We start from the raw sequence: 18,413 nt of genomic DNA on the forward strand, positions 1-18,413 counted from the left end.
AGCCATCTACCCTGTGGCAATGGCCTTTTCGGGGGGATTGGATATGTACCAGCTCTACGGGCACAGAAACTCGGGCGCCGCCGCCATCGAAGCGGCGCTGGAACTGTGCCAGATCGCTTACCGCTTCATTGATATCGAAGCCAGCACCGAAGCCGCCGAGGCGCTGGCCCAGCTCAATCCACTCAAGCAGATACCGACCTTGCAACTGCCCGACGGCAGCGCCATCACCGAAAGCGCGGCGATCCTGATTCATCTGGGCCTGACGTTTCCCAAGTCCGGCCTGCTGCCGGTCAGGGCGGATGATCGCGATCAGGCGATTCGCGGCCTGGTGTACATCGTCAGCAATTGCTACGCGGCGATCGGCGTCATCGATTATCCGGAGCGCTGGCTGCTGATGCCCGACGAAGCCTCGCGGCAGAATCTGATCGCTGGCGCGCGTGAGCGCTTGCACTGGAGTTGGGAGGTGTTTGCCGACCAGTTTTCTGCCGAGCTGTATCTGGATGACGAAACGCCGGGGGCACTGGATGTGCTGGCGGCAGTAGTGACGCGCTGGGCGGGCAGCCGCGAGCATTTACGTCAGACGCGACCGGGGTTTTATGCGTGGTTGCAGCGGATTGACCGGCACCCGGTGCTGGCGCCGGTCTTCGCCCGGCATTGGCCTTCTTGAACACACCGCAGATGATCGTTCCCACGCTCTGCGTGGTAACGCAGCCCGGGACGCTCCGCGTCCCAATGCGTGACGCAGAGCGTCACAGGAGGCATTCCCACGCGGAGCGGGGGAACGATCAGGAGGAGGGGCTTTATTCCCCGCGAATGTACTGCTCCAGCTGTTTGATCAGCTCCGCCTGTTCGGCAATCGCTTCCTTGACCAGGTCACCGATCGACAGCAAGCCGATCAGCTTGCCGTTCTCCACCACCGGCAAGTGGCGCAGGCGTTTGTCCGACATGATGCCCAGGCAGGTGTCGACGGTTTGGTGGGTGTCGACGGTGATCACGTTCGCCACCATGATGTCACGCACCGGCGTGCCTACGGATGAGCGGCCATGCAGCACCAGTTTGCGCGCGTAATCGCGTTCGCTGATGATGCCGACCACTTTGTCGTCTTCGACCACCAGCAAGGCGCCGACGTTTTTCTCGGCCATCTTCATCAGCGCTTCGAGCACCATGTGATCAGGTTTGATCTGGTGCACTTCCTGATTTTTCTGATCTTTGAGCTTGAGCAGTTGGGCGACGGTCTTCATGGCGGTTACTCAGGTGTTGTCGTTGTTATCCAAGCATCGTAGACGCAAGCGCGCAGGGCAAGGTGGCAAAGCGGCAGATAACACGCAAAAAACGTCATTTGCCGGGTTTTTCCGTGGCTGGCGGCTGTTTATCGTCAGGGTCATCCCAGGCAATGCCGCGTAGAATGCCCCTCTGTTTCAATTCCTGAGGTTGCAGTGGTGGATTTACCGCAGGGCTTCGTCCTGACCCGGCATTGGCGCGATACTCCGGCCGGCACCGAAGTCGAGTTCTGGCTGGCGACCGACGCCGGGCCGCGCCGTGTGCGCTTGCCGCATCAGCCGTCGGTGGCGTTTATTCCCGCCGAGCAGCGTGCCGTGGCCGAACGCCTGCTGCACGATGAAAAGAATGTAGAACTGCGCCCGCTGGCCCTGCAGGATTTCGAACATCGCCCGGTGCTCGGTCTGTATTGCCAGCAACACGGCCAATTGATGCGCCTGGAAACCGCGCTCAACCGCAACGGGGTCGACGTCTACGAAGCCGACGTACGCCCGCCGGAACGCTACCTGATGGAGCGTTTTATCACCGCGCCGGTGCGGTTCAGCGGCACGCCCGATGCCGACGGCGTATTGCTCAACGCCCAGCTCAAACCCGACCCCGATTACCGGCCGACGCTACGGCTGGTTTCGCTGGACATCGAAACCACCGAAACCGGCGAGTTGTATTCGATTGCCCTCGAAGGTTGCGGCGAACGTCAGGTGTACATGCTCGGTGCGCCGAACGGCGATGACAGCATCGTCGACTTCGACCTTGAATACTGCGACTCGCGCACGGTCATTCTGAAGAAACTCAACGACTGGTTCGCCCGCCACGACCCCGATGCGATCATCGGCTGGAACGTCGTTCAGTTCGATTTACGCATCCTCCACGAACACGCGCGGCGCCTCGGTGTGCCGCTGAAAATCGGTCGTGGTGGCGAAGAAATGCAATGGCGCGAACACGGCAGTCGCAATCATTACTTTGCCTCGGCAGCGGGGCGGCTGATCATCGATGGCATCGAGTCCCTGCGTTCGGCAACCTGGAGTTTCCCTTCGTTCAGCCTGGAAAACGTTGCCCAGACTCTGCTCGGCGAAGGCAAGTCGATCGACAACCCGTACCAGCGCATGGACGAAATCAACCGCATGTTCGCCGAGGACAAACCGGCGCTGGCCAAGTACAACCTCAAGGACTGCGAACTGGTTACGCGGATCTTCGCCAAGACCGAGTTGCTGACCTTTCTGCTCGAGCGCGCCAGTGTCACCGGACTGCCGGCGGATAGAAGCGGCGGCTCGGTAGCAGCGTTCACGCATTTGTATATGCCGTTGATGCACCGACAGGGTTTTGTCGCGCCGAACCTCGGCACCAATCCGCCGCAGGCCAGCCCCGGTGGCTTCGTCATGGACTCGCAACCGGGCCTGTATGAGTCGGTGCTGGTGCTCGATTACAAGAGTCTGTATCCGTCGATCATTCGCACCTTTCTGATCGACCCGGTCGGGCTGATTGAAGGCCTGCAACACCCGGACGACGCCGACTCGGTGCCGGGTTTCCGTGGCGCCCGTTTCTCGCGCACCCGTCACTGCCTGCCGTCGATTGTCTCGCGCGTTGCCGAGGGCCGCGAGACCGCCAAGCGCGAACACAACGCACCGCTATCGCAAGCGTTGAAGATCATCATGAACGCCTTCTACGGCGTGCTCGGCTCCAGCGGTTGCCGCTTCTTCGATACGCGGCTGGCCTCATCGATCACCCTGCGCGGTCACGAGATCATGTTGCGCACGCGCAAGCTGATCGAAGAACAGGGCCACGCGGTGATCTACGGCGACACCGACTCGACCTTCGTCTGGCTGCGTCGCCCGCACGGGCAGGAAGAAGCGGCGAGCATCGGTCATGCGCTGGTCAAACACGTCAACGATTGGTGGCGCGCGCATGTGCGTGATGAATATGGCCTGGAAAGCGCCCTCGAACTGCAATTCGAAATTCACTACAAACGCTTTCTGATGCCGACCATTCGCGGTGCGGAGGAGGGCAGCAAGAAGCGCTACGCCGGCCTCGTCACCCGCGCCGACGGCAGCGATGAAATGGTCTACAAAGGCCTGGAGACCGTGCGCACCGATTGGTCGCTGCTGGCCCGGCAGTTTCAGCAGGAACTCTACGAGCGGATCTTCCAGCGCAAGCCCTATCAGGATTACGTGCGCGACTATGTGCGTAAAACCCTCGCTGGCGAATTCGACGATCGACTGGTCTACCGCAAGCGCCTGCGCCGCACTCTCGACGATTACGAGCGCAACGTGCCGCCCCATGTGCGTGCGGCGCGGCTGGCCGACGACTACAACGTGCAGCACGGGCGCCCGCGCCAATACCAGAATGGCGGCTGGATCAGCTACGTCATCACACTGGCAGGTCCCGAGCCGCTGGAGGTGCGCCGCGCCGCCATCGACTACGACCACTACATCACCCGCCAGCTGCAACCGGTGGCGGATGCGATTCTGCCGTTTGTCGACGACGATTTCTCAACCCTGATCGGGGGGCAACTGGGCCTGTTTTGAGTCGAGCAACTGCAGCGTCCATTCATCGAGAATGCCGTGAAAGTAGCGCTCCAGCGCTTGCGTGAACACGCTGTCTTCAGCGGCAAACTGTGCGAACAGAGTCATTGAGGAATGGAATTTCAGGTCATCGGGATGGCCGAAAATCTCCGCAATCGAACGCTGTTGCACCTTCAGCACTAACTGCGTGCAGGTGCGCAGGCGTGCGCCGAGCAACTCATGGGCCAGATAGGCCCGGGCTTCCTCGGCTGAACCGATGGCGAAGCGCCGGGACATTTCACTGCCGCCCAGACCGGCGAACTGCGGGAAGACAAACCACATCCAGTGGCTGCGTTTGCGGCCCTCATCGAGTTCGCGTTGCACGCGCTCGAACACCGATTCCTGGGCCTGGACAAAACGTTGCAGGTTGAACGGGTCGTACTGATCAGTGCTTCTCATCGCGAAGCCCTCGCCAGCCGCTGGCTCAGACCATGGCCAGCCGCTGCTTGCGTTGTGGCGCTTGAAACGCCTGGTCCAGCGCCGCCAGATCCCCGGCCTCCAGTTGCAGTTGCGCGGCTTGTGCATTGAGTTGCACGTGTTCCGGTCGCACAGCCTTGGGAATCGCAATCACACCATCCTGACGCAGAATCCACGCCAGCGAAACCTGCGCGGGGGTTACACCATGACGAGCGGCAATTTCATTCAGCAGCGGTTCAGCCAGCATCGCGCCGCCCTGGCCGATCGGGCAGTAAGCCATCAGCGGCATGCGCTGGTGTTGGCACCACGGCAGCAGATCGAATTCGATACCGCGCTCTTCGAGGTTGTAGAGCACCTGATTGGTCGCACAGGCGGAACTGGAGAGTTCTTCGAGATCATCGACATCGAAATTCGACACGCCCCAACGGCCGATCTTGCCGTCCTCGCGCAGACGTTCGAAGGCCTCGACGGTTTCTTCCAGCGGATACTGACCGCGCCAATGCAACAGATAGAGGTCGATGTAATCGGTGTCGAGCCGACGCAGACTGCGCTCGCAGGCCTGCGGGATACCTTTGCGGCTGGCGTTGTGCGGGTAGACCTTGCTCACCAGAAACACCTGATCGCGCAGGCCGGCAATGGCTTCGCCAACCACGCTTTCGGCGCCGCCCTCGGCGTACATTTCCGCCGTGTCGATCAGGCTCATGCCCAGCTCGATCCCCGTGCGCAGCGCCGCCACTTCACGCTTGTGCGCCGAACGGTCTTCGCCCATGCGCCAGGTGCCTTGGCCAATGACTGGAACCTGGACGCCGGCCAATTCGAGGGTACGCATGCAAACCTCCTTGCTGAATGTGTCGATACCTTTTAGTGGGCAGCAGGATAGCTCAGGGGTTCAAAAAGCAAAGAGATCGCGGCCTTCGGCAGCGCTTTCCTTATGGGTACCGGTTTCCCATGTAGGAGCTGCCGAAGGCTGCGATCTTTTGATCTGGCGCTCTTCTTTATCCATCCACGGGCAAGTGCGCAAGAAGTTGCGCAGTGCCTTGCCTGTTTTCACCCGGGCAAGTCTCTGCAGGCCGCGTAGCTCGTGGCCTCCAGCCAAGTGCGCAACTTCTTGCACACCACTGCGCAAGAAGTTGCGCACTTTCCCTTGTTTTTCATTGGCTTAGTCACAGAAAAAAAACAGTCGATGAGCTCGGGACCTTGATCTGTATGGGTTGCACAAAAGCTGGCATGAACTTTGATGGCGCATAGCCATCCTTTCAGGCAATGGTGCCTGTGAGGTATGTCTTTTCAAGCAAGGAGAGCATCCCCATGGCAACACCAGCGTACATGTCGGTTACCGGCGAAAAACAAGGCCTGATCACTGCCGGCGCATTCACCGCCGACTCCGTTGGCAACACCTACCAGGAAGGCCACGAAGACCAGGTCATGGTGCAGGCTTTCACCCACGACGTAATCATCCCGCGTGACCCACAATCCGGTCAGCCAACCGGTCAGCGTGTGCACAAGCCAGTTGTGATCACCAAGGTCTACGACAAGGCTTCGCCTCTGCTGCAAGCGGCGCTGACTTCCGGCGAGCGCATGAGCGAAATCGTTATCCAGTGGTACCGCACTTCGGCGCAAGGCACCCAAGAGCACTACTACACCACCAAACTGGAAGACGCGATCATCGTCGCCATCAACAACAAAATGCACAACTGCCAGGATCCAGGCAACGCGCACTTCACCCACCTGGAAGAGGTGCAGTTCACCTACCGCAAAATCACCTGGACCCACGAAGTATCCGGTACTTCGGGTTCCGATGACTGGCGTGCTCCAGTCGTTTAATTACGGCTGACAGTTGTACCGCCCCGGCCGGCATCGCTGGTCGGGGCGCAATCACTTTTAAAGAATTTTTGCCAATAGCCCCTTGAGGGCTGTTGCGCGTCGCAGCACTGCGCGAGGAACAAGGGATGTTCTCACCGGCCAACCAGCCTCATTTCAATCTGACCGTCGATGGCATCGACAGCGATTTCCAGGTGCTGTCGTTCACCGGTCGTGAGGCCCTTAACACGCCGTTCGAATTCGAGCTGGAACTGGTCAGCGAAAAGGCCTCGATCAACCTCGAAAGCGTGCTGCACAAACTGGCGTTTCTGCAGTTGTCGCCGAGCGGCAGCGGCATTCACGGGCTGGTCTACAGCATCGCCCAGGGCGAGGCGGGCAAGCGCCTGACCCGCTACAAGATTTCCCTGCGCCCGCAACTGGCCTACCTCGCGCACCGGGTCAATCAGCGCATCTTCCAGCAGATGACCGTGCAGCAGATCGTCAGTCAGGTGCTGGAAGAACACGGCATCCTCGCCAGCGATTACCACTTCCAGCTCAGCGCGATTTACCCCGAGCGCATTTACTGCGTGCAGTACGACGAATCGGACCTGGATTTCATCCAGCGCTTGTGTGAAGAGGAGGGCATTCACTACCACTTCCAGCACACGTCCAGCGGCCACAAGCTGACCTTCGGTGATGACCAGACGGTGTTCCCGAAATTGGCGCCGGTGGCCTATCAGCAGGACTCCGGACTGGTCGCCGACAAACCGGTGGTCAAGCGCTTCGGCCTGCGTTTGGCCACCCGCACCAGCCGCACCACGCGCCGTGATTACGACTTCGTCAAACCGAAAATCGAGCTGGAAAGCGACGCCAAAAGCAGCGCGCAACCGGACCTCGAAGACTACGATTACCCGGGCCGTTTCGTTGACCGCGAGCGCGGCAAGCATCTGGCCAATCGCGCCTTGGAACGCCATCGCAGCGACTACCGTCTGGCCGAGGGCAACAGCGATCAGCCGATCCTCGTCAGCGGGCATTTCCTCGCCCTGACCGACCACGCCAACCCGACCTGGAATGACCTCTGGCTGCTCACCGAAATCTTCCACGAAGGCAAACAGCCGCAGGTACTGGAAGAGTCGGTGACCAGCGACACCACCGACAACAAAGACGATTTCCACCAGGGCTACCGCAACCGCTTCAGCGCCATTCCGTGGGACGTGCCGTACCGTCCGCCGCTTGATCACCCGAAACCAAAAGTCCTCGGCACCCAGAGCGCGGTGGTCTGCGGCCCTGAAGGCGAAGAGATTTACTGCGACCAGTACGGCCGGGTGAAGGTGCAGTTCTTCTGGGACCGCGAAGGCAAACACGACGACATGACCAGTTGCTGGATGCGCGTCGCGTCGAGCTGGGCGGCCGAGACTTTTGGCTCGATCAATATTCCGCGGGTTGGCATGGAGGTGTTGATCACCTTCCTCGAGGGCGATCCCGATCAGCCGCTGATCACCGGTTGCTTGTACCACGGCGCCAATCTGCCGCCGTACAAACTGCCGGATTTCAAGACCCTGGCCACGGTCAAGAGCAAGGAATACAAGGGCAGTCGCGCCAACGAATTACGCATCGACGACACCACCAGCGAGATCAGCATCGCGCTGCGCAGTGACCACGGTGCGAGTGCGATCAACCTCGGTTACCTGACCCATCCGCGCCCTAGCGGTGGCCAGCCGCGCGGTGAAGGTTTCGAACTGAGAACCGATCGCCACGGTGCGGTGCGTGCCGCCGCCGGTTTGCTGATCACCACCGAGCCGCGTCCGAACGAATCCAAGCACCACAAGGATCTGCCGGAAACCGCTGAACGCCTCGCCACGGCCAGCGATCAGCAGGACGGATTCGCCGTTCAAGCCAAAGAGTTGCAAGCCCAAGAGGCGGGCGACCAGGACGACGTGGCCAAAGCGCTGCACGCCCAGCATCAAGGCGTGCTCGGCTCAGGTCCGGCGAACCTCACCGCCAATGAATTCCCCGAGTTCACCGAACCGCACTTGGTGCTCGCCAGCCCGGCCGGCATCGCTCTGACCACGCCACGCTCCAGCCACATCGCCACCGGCGAACACCTGGCGCTGAGCAGCACCGGGCACACCAGTCTGTCGATCGGCAAACGCCTGCTGGCCAGCGCCAGTCGTGGCATGCGCCTGTTCGTGCAGAGCATGGGCTGGCGGCTGGTCGCAGCGTCCGGCGACATCGATGTGCGCGCGCTGAAGGACAGCATCAACCTGCTGGCCAAACTCAACATCACCGCCAACGCCGACCGCATCACCATCACCGCCAAGACCGAACTGGTGATCCAGGGCGGCGGCAGCGCCACGACCTACAACGCCGGCGGCATCACCCACGCCACCAGCGGCCCGTACACCGCGCACGCGGCGAACTTCGCCTACACCGGGGCGAAATCTTTGGCCGGGGTATTCCCGGAACCACCGAAACCGGGCAAGGGCAATCTGGAATTGTTCAACCAGTACGCCGGGCGTCAGGGCATCAAGGAAGGTGATTACGAAGTCATCGATGCGCTGGGCAAAAGCATCAAGGGCAAGCTCGACGGCAAAGGTTTTGCCAGTGTCGCCGGCGCTGCGCCGGGGCCGGCACGTGTGCTGTTCGGCAAGGATCCGGCGGACACCTGGAGCGATGGCAGTTACATCGGCAAACCGGAGTGGCCGTTGAATCCGCCGGGGGCTGAAGACGTGCCGAGTCAGGTGCAAGCCATGGTCGCGCAGGTCTTGCCGAGCAAGAGTTGGGAGATGTTGGAGAAGGGTAAGGACATGGCGCAAACAGGGATGAGTGCGATGCAGACCGCGCAAGGTGCGATGCAAACAGCGCAGCAAGTGAAGGGTGTGGTGCAGGGCGGGGTGGCCGGGTTGCCGAAATTGGCGAGTGCGGCGTTGCCGAGTGCTTCGGGGCTTCTTGGAGCGGCGAGCAAGGCGGGCAACTTGCCGAGCCTGCCTGCACCGAGTCTGCCAAATCCTTCCTTGAAAACCCCGGGCCTGTTGGCGGGTGAGATGCTGTCATGACAACGGAAACGATTTCAGTCAAAGGAGTGACGCAATGAAAGACGCTATTCGTTTGGGGGACTCCACCACCCACGGTGGCAAGGTGCTCGAAGCCTTCTCTCAAACCGACCTCAATGGCAAGCCGATTGCCGGGCTCGGTCACAAGGTCAGTTGCCCGTTGTGCAAGGGTATTTTCCCGATTGCCGAGGGCAGCAGCACTTACTCCGTCGATGGCACGCCAATCGCGCTGGATGGCATGAAGACCGCCTGCGGTGCTGCGCTGATTGCCAGTGGCCCGAAAGGCGCGGTTGTTAGTTGAATCACCCAAATTATTGCTTCGGCCTCATGAGGCTGCGATCTCGAATCGCGAACTCGACGAGGACCTGCGCCTTTCAATTCATCTTCGAAACTCCAGCCTGTTGGCCGGTAAGACGCTTTCATGACGACTGATATCGCTGTTGCAAACAAACGTGAACCCCAGGTAGCCATCGTTCCACTCAATGCTATCGACATCAAGGATGTCGCAAGCAGTGCAGCGACATTTGATGCATGGCTGCAGTCTGCGAGTGGTGGTGTGGTCACGCTTGACCGGATCAAAAACGTCGCCGGAGCACTGCCCGTAGTGGGTAACATCATGGCGTTGGTCGACGCTCTGGGTGACATCGTTACTTTGTCGAATGCGCAGAAACGAGATCTGCTTGCTTGGGCGAGCTTGGGTATCAACCTGATCGGTGTGTTGCCGTTGCCACCGGCGATGGCGGCGGCGCGCATGACTTTGCGTCCAACGCTGTTTCTTGTGCGTCAGGAGATGAAAGCCTCCGGCAAGGTACTGCTCAGTTCATCGGTCATTGAGGTCCTGATAGGGCACTTGAACGAATCCATCGTTGGTACTCTCGATGACTTTGTCGCACAAGCCAAAGGCAAGCTACCCGGTATCTTGGCGGACGCCGGCAAGCTCGGTGAAGACGTCATCAACGAGATTGCCAAAGGCCTTGAAACGGTTGCCAACGGTAAACTCGACGCCAAAGGCGACGCTCAGGCCGCCAGTCAAAAACTCAGCACCGCTGGCGACCAACTTCTGAACGATCCACTCGCGGCGATCGACAATATATTCGGAGCGGCTGCCAGTGCGTATAAGGCTGCAGGCAAGGGCTTGGCCAACAGTGCGGCGGATAATCTGCTACCTGATGATGTGAAGAAACGGGTGGTCACGGAGACAGCAAAACTCCGCGCAATGGGGCCTGAATTACGTACTCAGTTGAGCAAACTCGATGATGAGTCAGTTCAGAACTCTATTGGCTGGTTACTGCTGACCCTCTCCACTGCTGTGACTCTTTGGCGCAAACGTAATGCCCACGGCCAGAGTGCGGGCGTTCAACCGGACAAGACCAGCAAGGCGAATCACACTGCCTCCGAGGGCGGCCTAGGCGCCACCGGTCAACAGGCTGCGGCAGCGCATGCGCCCAACCCGGATAAAAACTGCGCCTGCTCCAGCACTCGTCGCAGCATCAATTTTGCTCTGGGTTCTGAAAGCCTCAGCCATACCGATTTCAGTCTTCCGGGTCCTTTTCCTGTTGAGTGGACGCGCACCTACAATTCTCGCCTGGGTGCATTCGACCATAGCGAGCTCGGTGCGCGTTGGATCAGCGAATTCACCACACGATTTGATTGCATGGATGACGGCCTGACGTTCTACGGCGCTGACGGCCGGGACCACAGTTATCCTTTACCCAAAGTCGGTCTGTTCCACTACGACGCCATTGAGAACGTCACGCTGATTCGTGCCAGCGAAGATCAGTTGGTACTGTGCCGCGGTTTTGAGCGCAAGGAAACCTACATACGCCTTGGCCAACGCTATGTGCTGACCAACATTTCGCGGCGCAATGGCGCCGGGGTCATGCTGCATTATGAGCATCGCCATGGCGAGCAGTCGGTACTCTCAGACCTGATCACGTATCAGGAAAACGACATCAGCAAAGTGCATTCGCATCTGGGCACGATGCTTGATGGTCAAGGCCGCTTGGTTGGCATCTGGGAAATTCGTGACGGCGTACCGCATCGTCAATTGTGCGCCTATCAGTACGACGCTTATGGCGATTTGACTCAGGGGCAAGATGAGAACGGTGCGGCCTGGTCGTATCAGTATCAGCGTCACCTGGTCACTCGTTACACCGACCGTACCGGCCGAGGTATGAACCTTGAGTGGGACGGGCAGGGCTCCAACGCGAAAGCCATCCGTGAATGGGCCGATGATGGCAGTTTCGATACGCGTTTGGAGTGGGACGAGAACATTCGTCTGACCTATGTCACCGATGCCCATGGCAACGAAACTTGGCACTACTACGACATCCTTGGCTACACCTACCGCATTCGCCATGCTGACGGACGCTCGGAATGGCTTTTCCGTGACGACGCAAAAAACGTCGTGCGCCACGTACAAGCCGATGGCAGCACCAACCGTTACCGTTATGACGATCGCGGTAATTTGCTTGAGCATACCCGCGCCGATCATACCGTCATGCATTACGCCTATGACGATCAGGATAAGCTGATCAAGATCAGTGATGCCGAGGGTGGCCAGTGGCAAAGGGCTTATGACGACATGGGCAATCTAGTCGAAGCCATCGACCCACTAGGCAACAAAACCGAATACGCCTACAACAAGTCAGGTCTGCCTACGGCGATCAAAGATGCCAACGGCAACGAAAAGACCTTGGGCTACAACGATTCCGGGCAAGTAGTTGAATACGTTGATTGCTCAGGCAAGACCAGCGCCTGGGAGTACAACGAATTTGGGCAGATGATCTGCTTTACTGACGCTGCGGGAAACGCCACCGAGTACGATTACAAGGCCGGGCAAGTGGTGCTGATCAAGCACCCGGACAAGACTGAGGAGCGTTTTGAGCGCGACGCTGAAGGTCGTTTGCTGGCCCATGTTGATGGACTGGATCGCTGCACGACATGGAGCTACAACGCTGCTGGTCTGATTGCCGAACGCGTCGACGCCGCTGAGCAAACCTTGCGCTATCGCTGGGACCGTCTCGGTCGTTTAACGGCCCTGGAAAACGAAAACGAGCAGCGCGCGCATTTTAATTACGACCCGGTCGGTCGTATTCTGGAAGAGAGCGGCTTTGATGGGCGGAGCACACGCTATCAGTACGACCCCGTCACGGGGCGCTTGGCACAATCGGTCAATGGCGAACGTGTGATTTCGATGAGCTTTGACCCGATGGGGCGCTTGACTGAACGTTGCGCTACTTTGGGGGAAAAATCACAAGTCGAGAACTTCGCTTACGATGGTAACGGTCGTTTGGTATTGGCCAAGAATACCGACAGTCAGCTGCATTGGTTCCATGACTCAGCGGGTAATTTGCTGCGCGAACACCAGCATTACCTCGGTCTTGAAAAAGCCACTGTCGCGATTTGGCAGCATGAGTACGACTTGCTCAACCAGCGTGTAGCCACCATTCGCCCGGACGGGCATCGCGTCAGTTGGCTCACTTACGGCAGCGGCCACTTGTTGGGCATGCGCTTGGATGAGCACGAACTGGTCGGCTTTGAGCGAGATGATTTACACCGCGAAATTGCCCGTCATCAAGGTAACCATCTACTGCAGACCCAAAGCTGGGACCCTGTAGGGCGATTGCAGGAACAGGTTTTGGGGCGCAGCGATGACAAATCTACCCTGCTCAAGCGCGAGTACAAATACGATGCTGTAGGCCAACTGACCGACATCAATGATAGCCGCCGTGGCCCCCTGGCTTATCGATATGATCCGGTCGGTCGTCTGCTTAGCGCGACTACACGTCAAGGCGTAGAAACGTTCGCTTTTGACCCGGCAGGTAACCTACTTGACGACAAAACGAATGAAATTCGCCGTCCACTGGATTTAACTCCACCGCGAAGCAAGCTAGTCGACAACCTGCTGCGTGAGTACGCTGGTACCCACTACGATTATGACGAGCGCGGCAACCAGATCCAGCGTTGGCATAACGGCCAGCGCAGTGACCTGCAATGGGATCTGTTTGATCGGTTGGTGCATTTCGAGGACTCAAGATTATCCGTCGATTTTGCTTACGACGCTTTGGGACGGCGCCTGCACAAAAACTCCCTTGCGCACTACAAACAGCGTCCGGAAGCTGGTTCGCTCTGGAATCGTAATGAGCATGCTCGCAAACAGCGAGAACTGGGTTGTGGTTTCACCTTGTATGGGTGGGATGGCGACAACCTCGCCTGGGAAAGTAGCCCAGCACAGGCCGATGGTGAACCTGGTCGAACGGTTCACTACATATTCGAACCGGGCACCTTCGTCCCGGTCGCTCAAGCTGTGCGCCACGCACCGATCAACCTCATGGGCCAGCCGGACTACAGTGGTGAATACAGCCTTGATGAAGATCCGCTGTGGAATCACAAAGCTAGCGCGTTACCGTTTGATGCGTTGGCTTGGTATCAGTGCGATCACTTAGGTACGCCCCAAGAGCTGACTGACTATCAAGGCAGCGTGGCTTGGGCTGCGCAATACAAGGCATGGGGGCAGGCAACGGAACAGCACTCAGAATGGGCGCGGCAGAATGGGGTGATGAACCCTATACGCTTCCAGGGCCAATATCATGATCATGAGACGGGACTGCATTACAACCGACATCGGTACTATGACCCCACAGTAGGGCGGTTCATCAGTAAGGATCCGCTCAGTTACGATGCCGGGTTGAACCTTTATCAGTACGCACCGAATCCGACAGGTTGGACCGATGCTTTGGGACTGTCTCGAAAAGGCGCTACATCTGGCTCCAAAAAAAACAACACTGCCGAGGGTGCAGCTGACGCTGCGGTAGCAGGAGGGAAAACATCTGGGGCGGCATCTGAGTTCCGCCAAGGAGACCATGTTATTACGGGTGTAAGCGGTGAAGAAGTGCCGCATAATTCCCAGGTAACGGCGGGGCTGATGGGCACGCCAGCTGATAAACGCGCCCAGTGGCACGGCGGATGCGCCGAGGTGGTTTGCTTGGATAAAGCTATGAATGCAGGTATTGATCCTGCTGGAGGAACCATTCGGACCGTTAATATTGGTAGCTCCGGAAATGGTCATGGCACAAACAAGGCTCCCTGCTCCTCGTGTACCGACCTTTTACAACATTTCAAGGTTAACGTCGTATGAATCAAATTGATTTTAAGAAATATAACGTTGGCGCGATTATTCGGCCATCTGACAATCGCGAAGCGCTCAAGCAGCAGATCGGATTTTTGGTCAAGGTTTTGGATGCTTTGGATATCAAATTCTCTGATTGTGAGAATGATCCTTTGCGTCTTGCTAAAGACTATGTGGAAGGCAAGATCCCCATTGAAGTCTGTAAGGCCGAGGCTTCGGTTTGGTGGGCGAAAATCGATGAGATAGGCGCAATACGTGACTTTCAAGATAAGGACGTATTACTGGCGCGGCTAGCTATCTGCCTGCTGTCAAATGATGAAGATGATGTTTCTGTAATGGGAGATAATCTTTCATGGTTTTTTGAGGTGCTGGGATTCTTGAAAGTTGATATGACAATGCCAATGAGAATGATGATTGAGTATTTTGAATTTAAATGAAATTTAAGTTCGCTAGGCAAGGATCAGTGTAGTGGCACTGTGAGGCGAAACTTGCCGCTGACGCCTAAAGGAATAAGGAGGTGTGGAGGGCAATGGCGTCAGTTGGTCAGAATTAGGCTCCGGTTCGATGACTGTGTGGAGCTTTTCGAGATCCTTCGTATTTCTCTCCGGTGAGGTGCGAGACTACGGACGTTCCCGATAGCTTGCGCCACCGGATTTCAGCCACGATTGGACATATATTCTTTAAAAGGCGAGCCAGTGCGATGCGCTGTTGCGCTTTATGCTGCGCGCCTATTTAAGTAGCGTTGAATTGGTGGCGATCAAGCAGCCCGACAAGACCGAAGAGCGCTTTGAACGCGACGCCGAAGGTTGGCTGCTGGCGCATGTCGACGCTCTCGATCGTTGCACCACGTGGAGCTACAGCGCTGCCGGTCTGATCGCCGAACGTGTCGACGCTGCCGAGCAGACCCTGCGCTATCGCTGGGACCGTCTCGGACGGTAAACGGCTTTGGAAAACGAAAACGAACAACGCGCGCACTTCCACTTGGCCTTTCCGCCTCTTCTGATCTACCTCGGATGAAAGGTACGAGTATTCCTCGCGCCGGTAGAACGTTGAACAGCGCCGGATTTTCGAAAACCAAAGACAATGGGGTTAACGAAACCTGGAAGCATGCAGACGGTTCAGAGGTCAGGGTTCACAAGTACGGAAACTTGAATGCCTGCCCTCACAAATCTGGCAACAATGCACACATCCATAAACAGGATCCGTCCAATCATCAACTGGATGATGAGGGTAAAGTTTCCACCGATCCTAATAAAACTCACATTGGCATTCGTAATCCTGCCGATTTACCAGCTGTCCGAGGGAGACCACACGGATCATGAGTTATGAATACAAATTGGTGTTTGACGACAACTCTACAGCTCAGCATGTCATCGACATTGTTAAAGCTAGTAGTGCTTGTGTTCGCTCGGGCGACGGTGATCTTTATTTGAAGGATCACTCGTTGAATAGCAGTGGGGCTTACGATACTCGTCTCATTTATGGGGATGATGAATCCCTGTGGCTCCAAGTGAATTTCCAATCAGCAGAACTGTACGCCCTACTTAAAACAGCACTCAATGGAAGAAATTTCAGGTGTCTTGAAGATGGGGACGAGGATGAGGAGGTTGGCTTAAATGAGGTCTTCCGCGTGTAGGTTGACTCTCGGTCAAATTGCAGCCGAATAGCCACTTTTTAATCTCTAAAAATTTATGAAATATATCAGGGGCAGGCCACGTTTTTGAAGGTTGATTAAACGCAACCTGCCTCTGATAAAACTCTCTGCCATTGGTGGCCGAAAGCCGCGAAATTGATCGAGGCTGCAGTCAACCCTCGTAGTCGAAGGAATGACAACATGAAAGACGCCATTCGCTTGGGCGACTCCACCACTCACGGTGGCAAAGTCCTCGAAGCCTTTTCCCAGACCGACCTAAACGGCAAGCCCATCGCCGGGGTGGGTCACAAGGTCAGCTGTCCTCTGTGCAAAGGCATTTTTCCAATTGCCGAAGGCAGCAGCACTTACACCGTCGATGGAACGCCCATCGCGCTCGACGGCTTGAAAACCGCCTGCGGGGCCGCGCTGATTGCCAGTGGCCCGAAAGGAGCGGTGGTCAGTTGAATCCGCGAGGGTGAGCTTTTCGTTCGCCCTCAGGAATACTGCAAGTAAACAACCTGGCTTCATCCATTAAAGGAATAAACATGAAGAACACCGCTTTGATCCTCGCACTGACCGCCGCTCTGGGCACCGTCAATGTTGCTCACGCAGAAGGACCGGACGCCGCTACGTTGAAAGGGATGTACGACACTGGGCGCAACATGTCCGGGCTGATCAATCATTGCGTCGACAAAGGTTTCCTGAAAGCTGAAAGTACTGCGAACGCCAATAAAATGGTGGCGTTTGTTGCCGGTATTCCAGGGCAGATGGACAAGAGCGACGGCGATAAGAACGAGGCCCATGGTCGCAAGGGTGAGGTATTGGACGATGGTCAATACAAAACCCTGGAGGCCAATCTGCCGCCGAGTCTGACGCTCAAGCAGTGGTGCGAGCAGGCGGATCAAGGCATGCGTCGGGGATTGGAGCGTGTGGGTCTGTAATCTCCTTGGTGATTGATTGTTCCCACGCGCAGCAATGAAATGCCTCAAGGGACGCGGAGCGTCCTGGGCCGCATGCCTTTGCTGCGCGTGGGAATAATCAGGTGCAACGGGCAGGTTATTTGGCGGAGAACTTCAGCACGACGCTGTGGCTGTAAGTCTGCCCCGGATCAAGCCGAGTGCTCGGGAAGTTCGGCTGATTCGGTGAGTCCGGATAATGCTGAGTCTCCAGGGTAAACGCGCCCCAGTGCGGATACACCTTGCCACCCTTGCCCTTGACCGTGCCGTCGAGGAAGTTGCTGGTATAGAACTGCACACCCGGTTCCGTGGTGAACAACTGCAGCACGCGACCGGACTGCGGGTCACTCACCTCAGTCGCAACTTTGCCGATATCGCCCTTGGTATCCAGCGCCCAGTTGAAATCAAATCCACCCTGTTTCGGCTCGGCGAATTTCAGTTGCGGATGATCAGCCTTGATGTGCGTGCCGATCGCGGTTGGCTTGCTGAAGTCCATCGGCGTGCCGGCCACGGGTGCCAGTTCGCCGGTCGGGATCAGTTTGGCGGTGACCGGGGTGTAATGGCTGGCGTGCAGGGTGGCGACCTGTTTGAGGATGTCGCCATTGCCGGCGCCGGCGAGGTTGAAGTAGCTGTGGTTGGTCAGGTTGAGCACGGTCGGTTTGTCGGTGCTGGCCTTGTAGTCGATGCGCAGTTCGTTGTTGTCGGTGAGGCGATAGGTCACTTCGGTGGTGAGGTTGCCGGGGAAGCCCATTTCGCCGTCCGCCGACAGATAGGTCAGGGTCACGCCGACGGAATCCTTGTCCTTGGTTTCCTGTGCCTTCCAGACTTTCTTGTCGAAGCCCAGCGTGCCGCCGTGCAGCGCGTTGGTCTTGTCGTTCTGCGGCACTTGATAGCGCTTGCCGTCGAGTTCGAACGCACCTTCGGCGAGGCGATTGCCGAAGCGGCCGATGGTCGCGCCGAAATAGGCGGTGCCTTTCTGGTAGCCCTGCACATCATCGAAGCCGAGCACGACGTCGTCGAACTTGCCGTGCTTGTCCGCCACTTTCAGCGATTGCAGGGTCGCGCCGTAGGTGATGACGGTGGCCTGCATGCCGTGGCTGTTGCGCAGGATGTATTGCTCGACGGGCGTGCCGTCATTGGTTTTGCCGAAAGCTTTGTGTTCGGCGCTGAGGCCGGCCGCGTTGGCGGAGAGGGTGGCGATCATCAGGGACAGTCCGAGGCCGGAGAGCAGGTGACGGGATTGAAGCATGGTTGACCTTCCTTTTTGTTGTTGTTTTCAAATTGCTGCTGACGCTGTGTAGGAGCTGCCGAAGGCTGCGATCTTTTGATCTTGGCTATAAAAACAGAGTCAAAAGATCGCAGCCTTCGGCAGCTCCTACACGGTTACTAGTCATGCTATTTGTGGTTTGGAAGGAAATTTATAGTTGATTAATCGTTTATTTCAACAATAAAGACAGACTAATTGTTAGGCAGGCATTGCCGAAGGTCGGCTGGTCGTGCGCACCACTGCACTTTTTCGCAATCGGCGGCTCTATCCATGGCCAGGATGCGGTGACTCCCGCCGCACAGGAATGTGCCTGTTCGAGA

14 protein-coding genes and 1 pseudogene are annotated in these 18,413 nt (G+C 57.6%); 11 read left to right on the forward strand and 4 right to left on the reverse strand.

What is annotated here, in order from left to right; translation table 11 throughout:
- Positions 1-43 precede the first annotated feature (43 nt).
- Positions 44-667 carry a glutathione S-transferase gene (locus CKW17_RS19930; protein WP_095121155.1) on the forward strand — a complete coding sequence of 208 codons (624 nt, stop codon included), beginning with the start codon at positions 44-46 and terminating at the stop codon, positions 665-667.
- Between the two features lie 133 nt (positions 668-800).
- Here CKW17_RS19930 and CKW17_RS19935 read toward each other — a convergent pair whose 3' ends face one another.
- A complete protein-coding gene (locus tag CKW17_RS19935) occupies positions 801-1,241 on the reverse strand; it encodes a CBS domain-containing protein (RefSeq protein WP_008084932.1) in 441 nt (146 codons plus the stop codon).
- A gap of 198 nt (positions 1,242-1,439) precedes the next feature.
- On the opposite strand from CKW17_RS19935, the gene CKW17_RS19940 reads away from it, so the two are divergent.
- On the forward strand, positions 1,440-3,800 hold the full coding sequence (locus CKW17_RS19940; protein WP_176470099.1) for a DNA polymerase II: 2,361 nt from the start codon (positions 1,440-1,442) through the stop codon (positions 3,798-3,800).
- Here CKW17_RS19940 and CKW17_RS19945 read toward each other — a convergent pair.
- Together CKW17_RS19945 and CKW17_RS19950 are read right to left on the reverse strand one after the other, a co-directional pair.
- Positions 3,765-4,235, reverse strand: a complete 471-nt coding sequence (locus tag CKW17_RS19945; RefSeq protein WP_095121157.1) for a DUF1810 domain-containing protein — start codon at positions 4,233-4,235, stop codon at positions 3,765-3,767. The two genes, CKW17_RS19940 and CKW17_RS19945, sit on opposite strands and share 36 nt — an antisense overlap.
- A 25-nt stretch (positions 4,236-4,260) precedes the next feature.
- On the reverse strand, positions 4,261-5,082 hold the full coding sequence (locus tag CKW17_RS19950; protein WP_095121158.1) for an aldo/keto reductase: 822 nt from the start codon (positions 5,080-5,082) through the stop codon (positions 4,261-4,263).
- 479 nt (positions 5,083-5,561) lie between these two features.
- On the opposite strand from CKW17_RS19950, the gene CKW17_RS19955 reads away from it, so the two are divergent.
- The 9 genes and pseudogenes from CKW17_RS19955 to CKW17_RS19995 all read left to right on the forward strand — a co-directional run bounded on the left by CKW17_RS19955 (position 5,562) and on the right by CKW17_RS19995 (position 16,811).
- Positions 5,562-6,077, forward strand: a complete 516-nt coding sequence (locus tag CKW17_RS19955; protein ID WP_007949952.1) for an Hcp family type VI secretion system effector — start codon at positions 5,562-5,564, stop codon at positions 6,075-6,077.
- A gap of 125 nt (positions 6,078-6,202) precedes the next feature.
- Positions 6,203-9,109 (forward strand): type VI secretion system tip protein VgrG, encoded by a 2,907-nt coding sequence (locus tag CKW17_RS19960; RefSeq protein ID WP_095121159.1) that lies wholly within the window; start codon positions 6,203-6,205, stop codon positions 9,107-9,109.
- A gap of 34 nt (positions 9,110-9,143) precedes the next feature.
- Entirely contained in the window at positions 9,144-9,407 is a 264-nt protein-coding gene (locus CKW17_RS19965) for a PAAR domain-containing protein (RefSeq protein WP_095121160.1), read from the forward strand.
- A 120-nt stretch (positions 9,408-9,527) separates the two neighbouring features.
- Entirely contained in the window at positions 9,528-14,246 is a 4,719-nt protein-coding gene (locus CKW17_RS19970; RefSeq protein WP_095121161.1) for an RHS repeat-associated core domain-containing protein, read from the forward strand.
- Complete coding sequence (locus CKW17_RS19975; RefSeq protein WP_095121162.1) at positions 14,243-14,674, forward strand: hypothetical protein; 432 nt, start codon at positions 14,243-14,245, stop codon at positions 14,672-14,674. The genes CKW17_RS19970 and CKW17_RS19975 overlap by 4 nt, the downstream gene beginning before the upstream one ends.
- A 325-nt stretch (positions 14,675-14,999) precedes the next feature.
- A pseudogene (locus CKW17_RS19980) lies at positions 15,000-15,173 on the forward strand (RHS repeat domain-containing protein); the annotation flags it as partial.
- A gap of 382 nt (positions 15,174-15,555) precedes the next feature.
- A complete protein-coding gene (locus CKW17_RS19985; RefSeq protein ID WP_095121164.1) occupies positions 15,556-15,873 on the forward strand; it encodes a hypothetical protein in 318 nt (105 codons plus the stop codon).
- 198 nt (positions 15,874-16,071) lie between these two features.
- A complete protein-coding gene (locus CKW17_RS19990) occupies positions 16,072-16,335 on the forward strand; it encodes a PAAR domain-containing protein (protein ID WP_095121165.1) in 264 nt (87 codons plus the stop codon).
- An 80-nt stretch (positions 16,336-16,415) separates the two neighbouring features.
- Complete coding sequence (locus CKW17_RS19995; protein ID WP_095121166.1) at positions 16,416-16,811, forward strand: hypothetical protein; 396 nt, start codon at positions 16,416-16,418, stop codon at positions 16,809-16,811.
- Positions 16,812-16,926: 115 nt separating this feature from the next.
- On the opposite strand, the gene CKW17_RS20000 is transcribed toward CKW17_RS19995, so the two are convergent.
- Positions 16,927-18,075 carry an aldose epimerase family protein gene (locus CKW17_RS20000; protein WP_095121167.1) on the reverse strand — a complete coding sequence of 383 codons (1,149 nt, stop codon included), beginning with the start codon at positions 18,073-18,075 and terminating at the stop codon, positions 16,927-16,929.
- Positions 18,076-18,413: the final 338 nt, after the last annotated feature.

Source organism: Pseudomonas sp. Irchel s3f10, from assembly GCF_900187515.1.
In the GTDB taxonomy this organism is placed as follows: domain Bacteria; phylum Pseudomonadota; class Gammaproteobacteria; order Pseudomonadales; family Pseudomonadaceae; genus Aquipseudomonas; species Aquipseudomonas tensinigenes.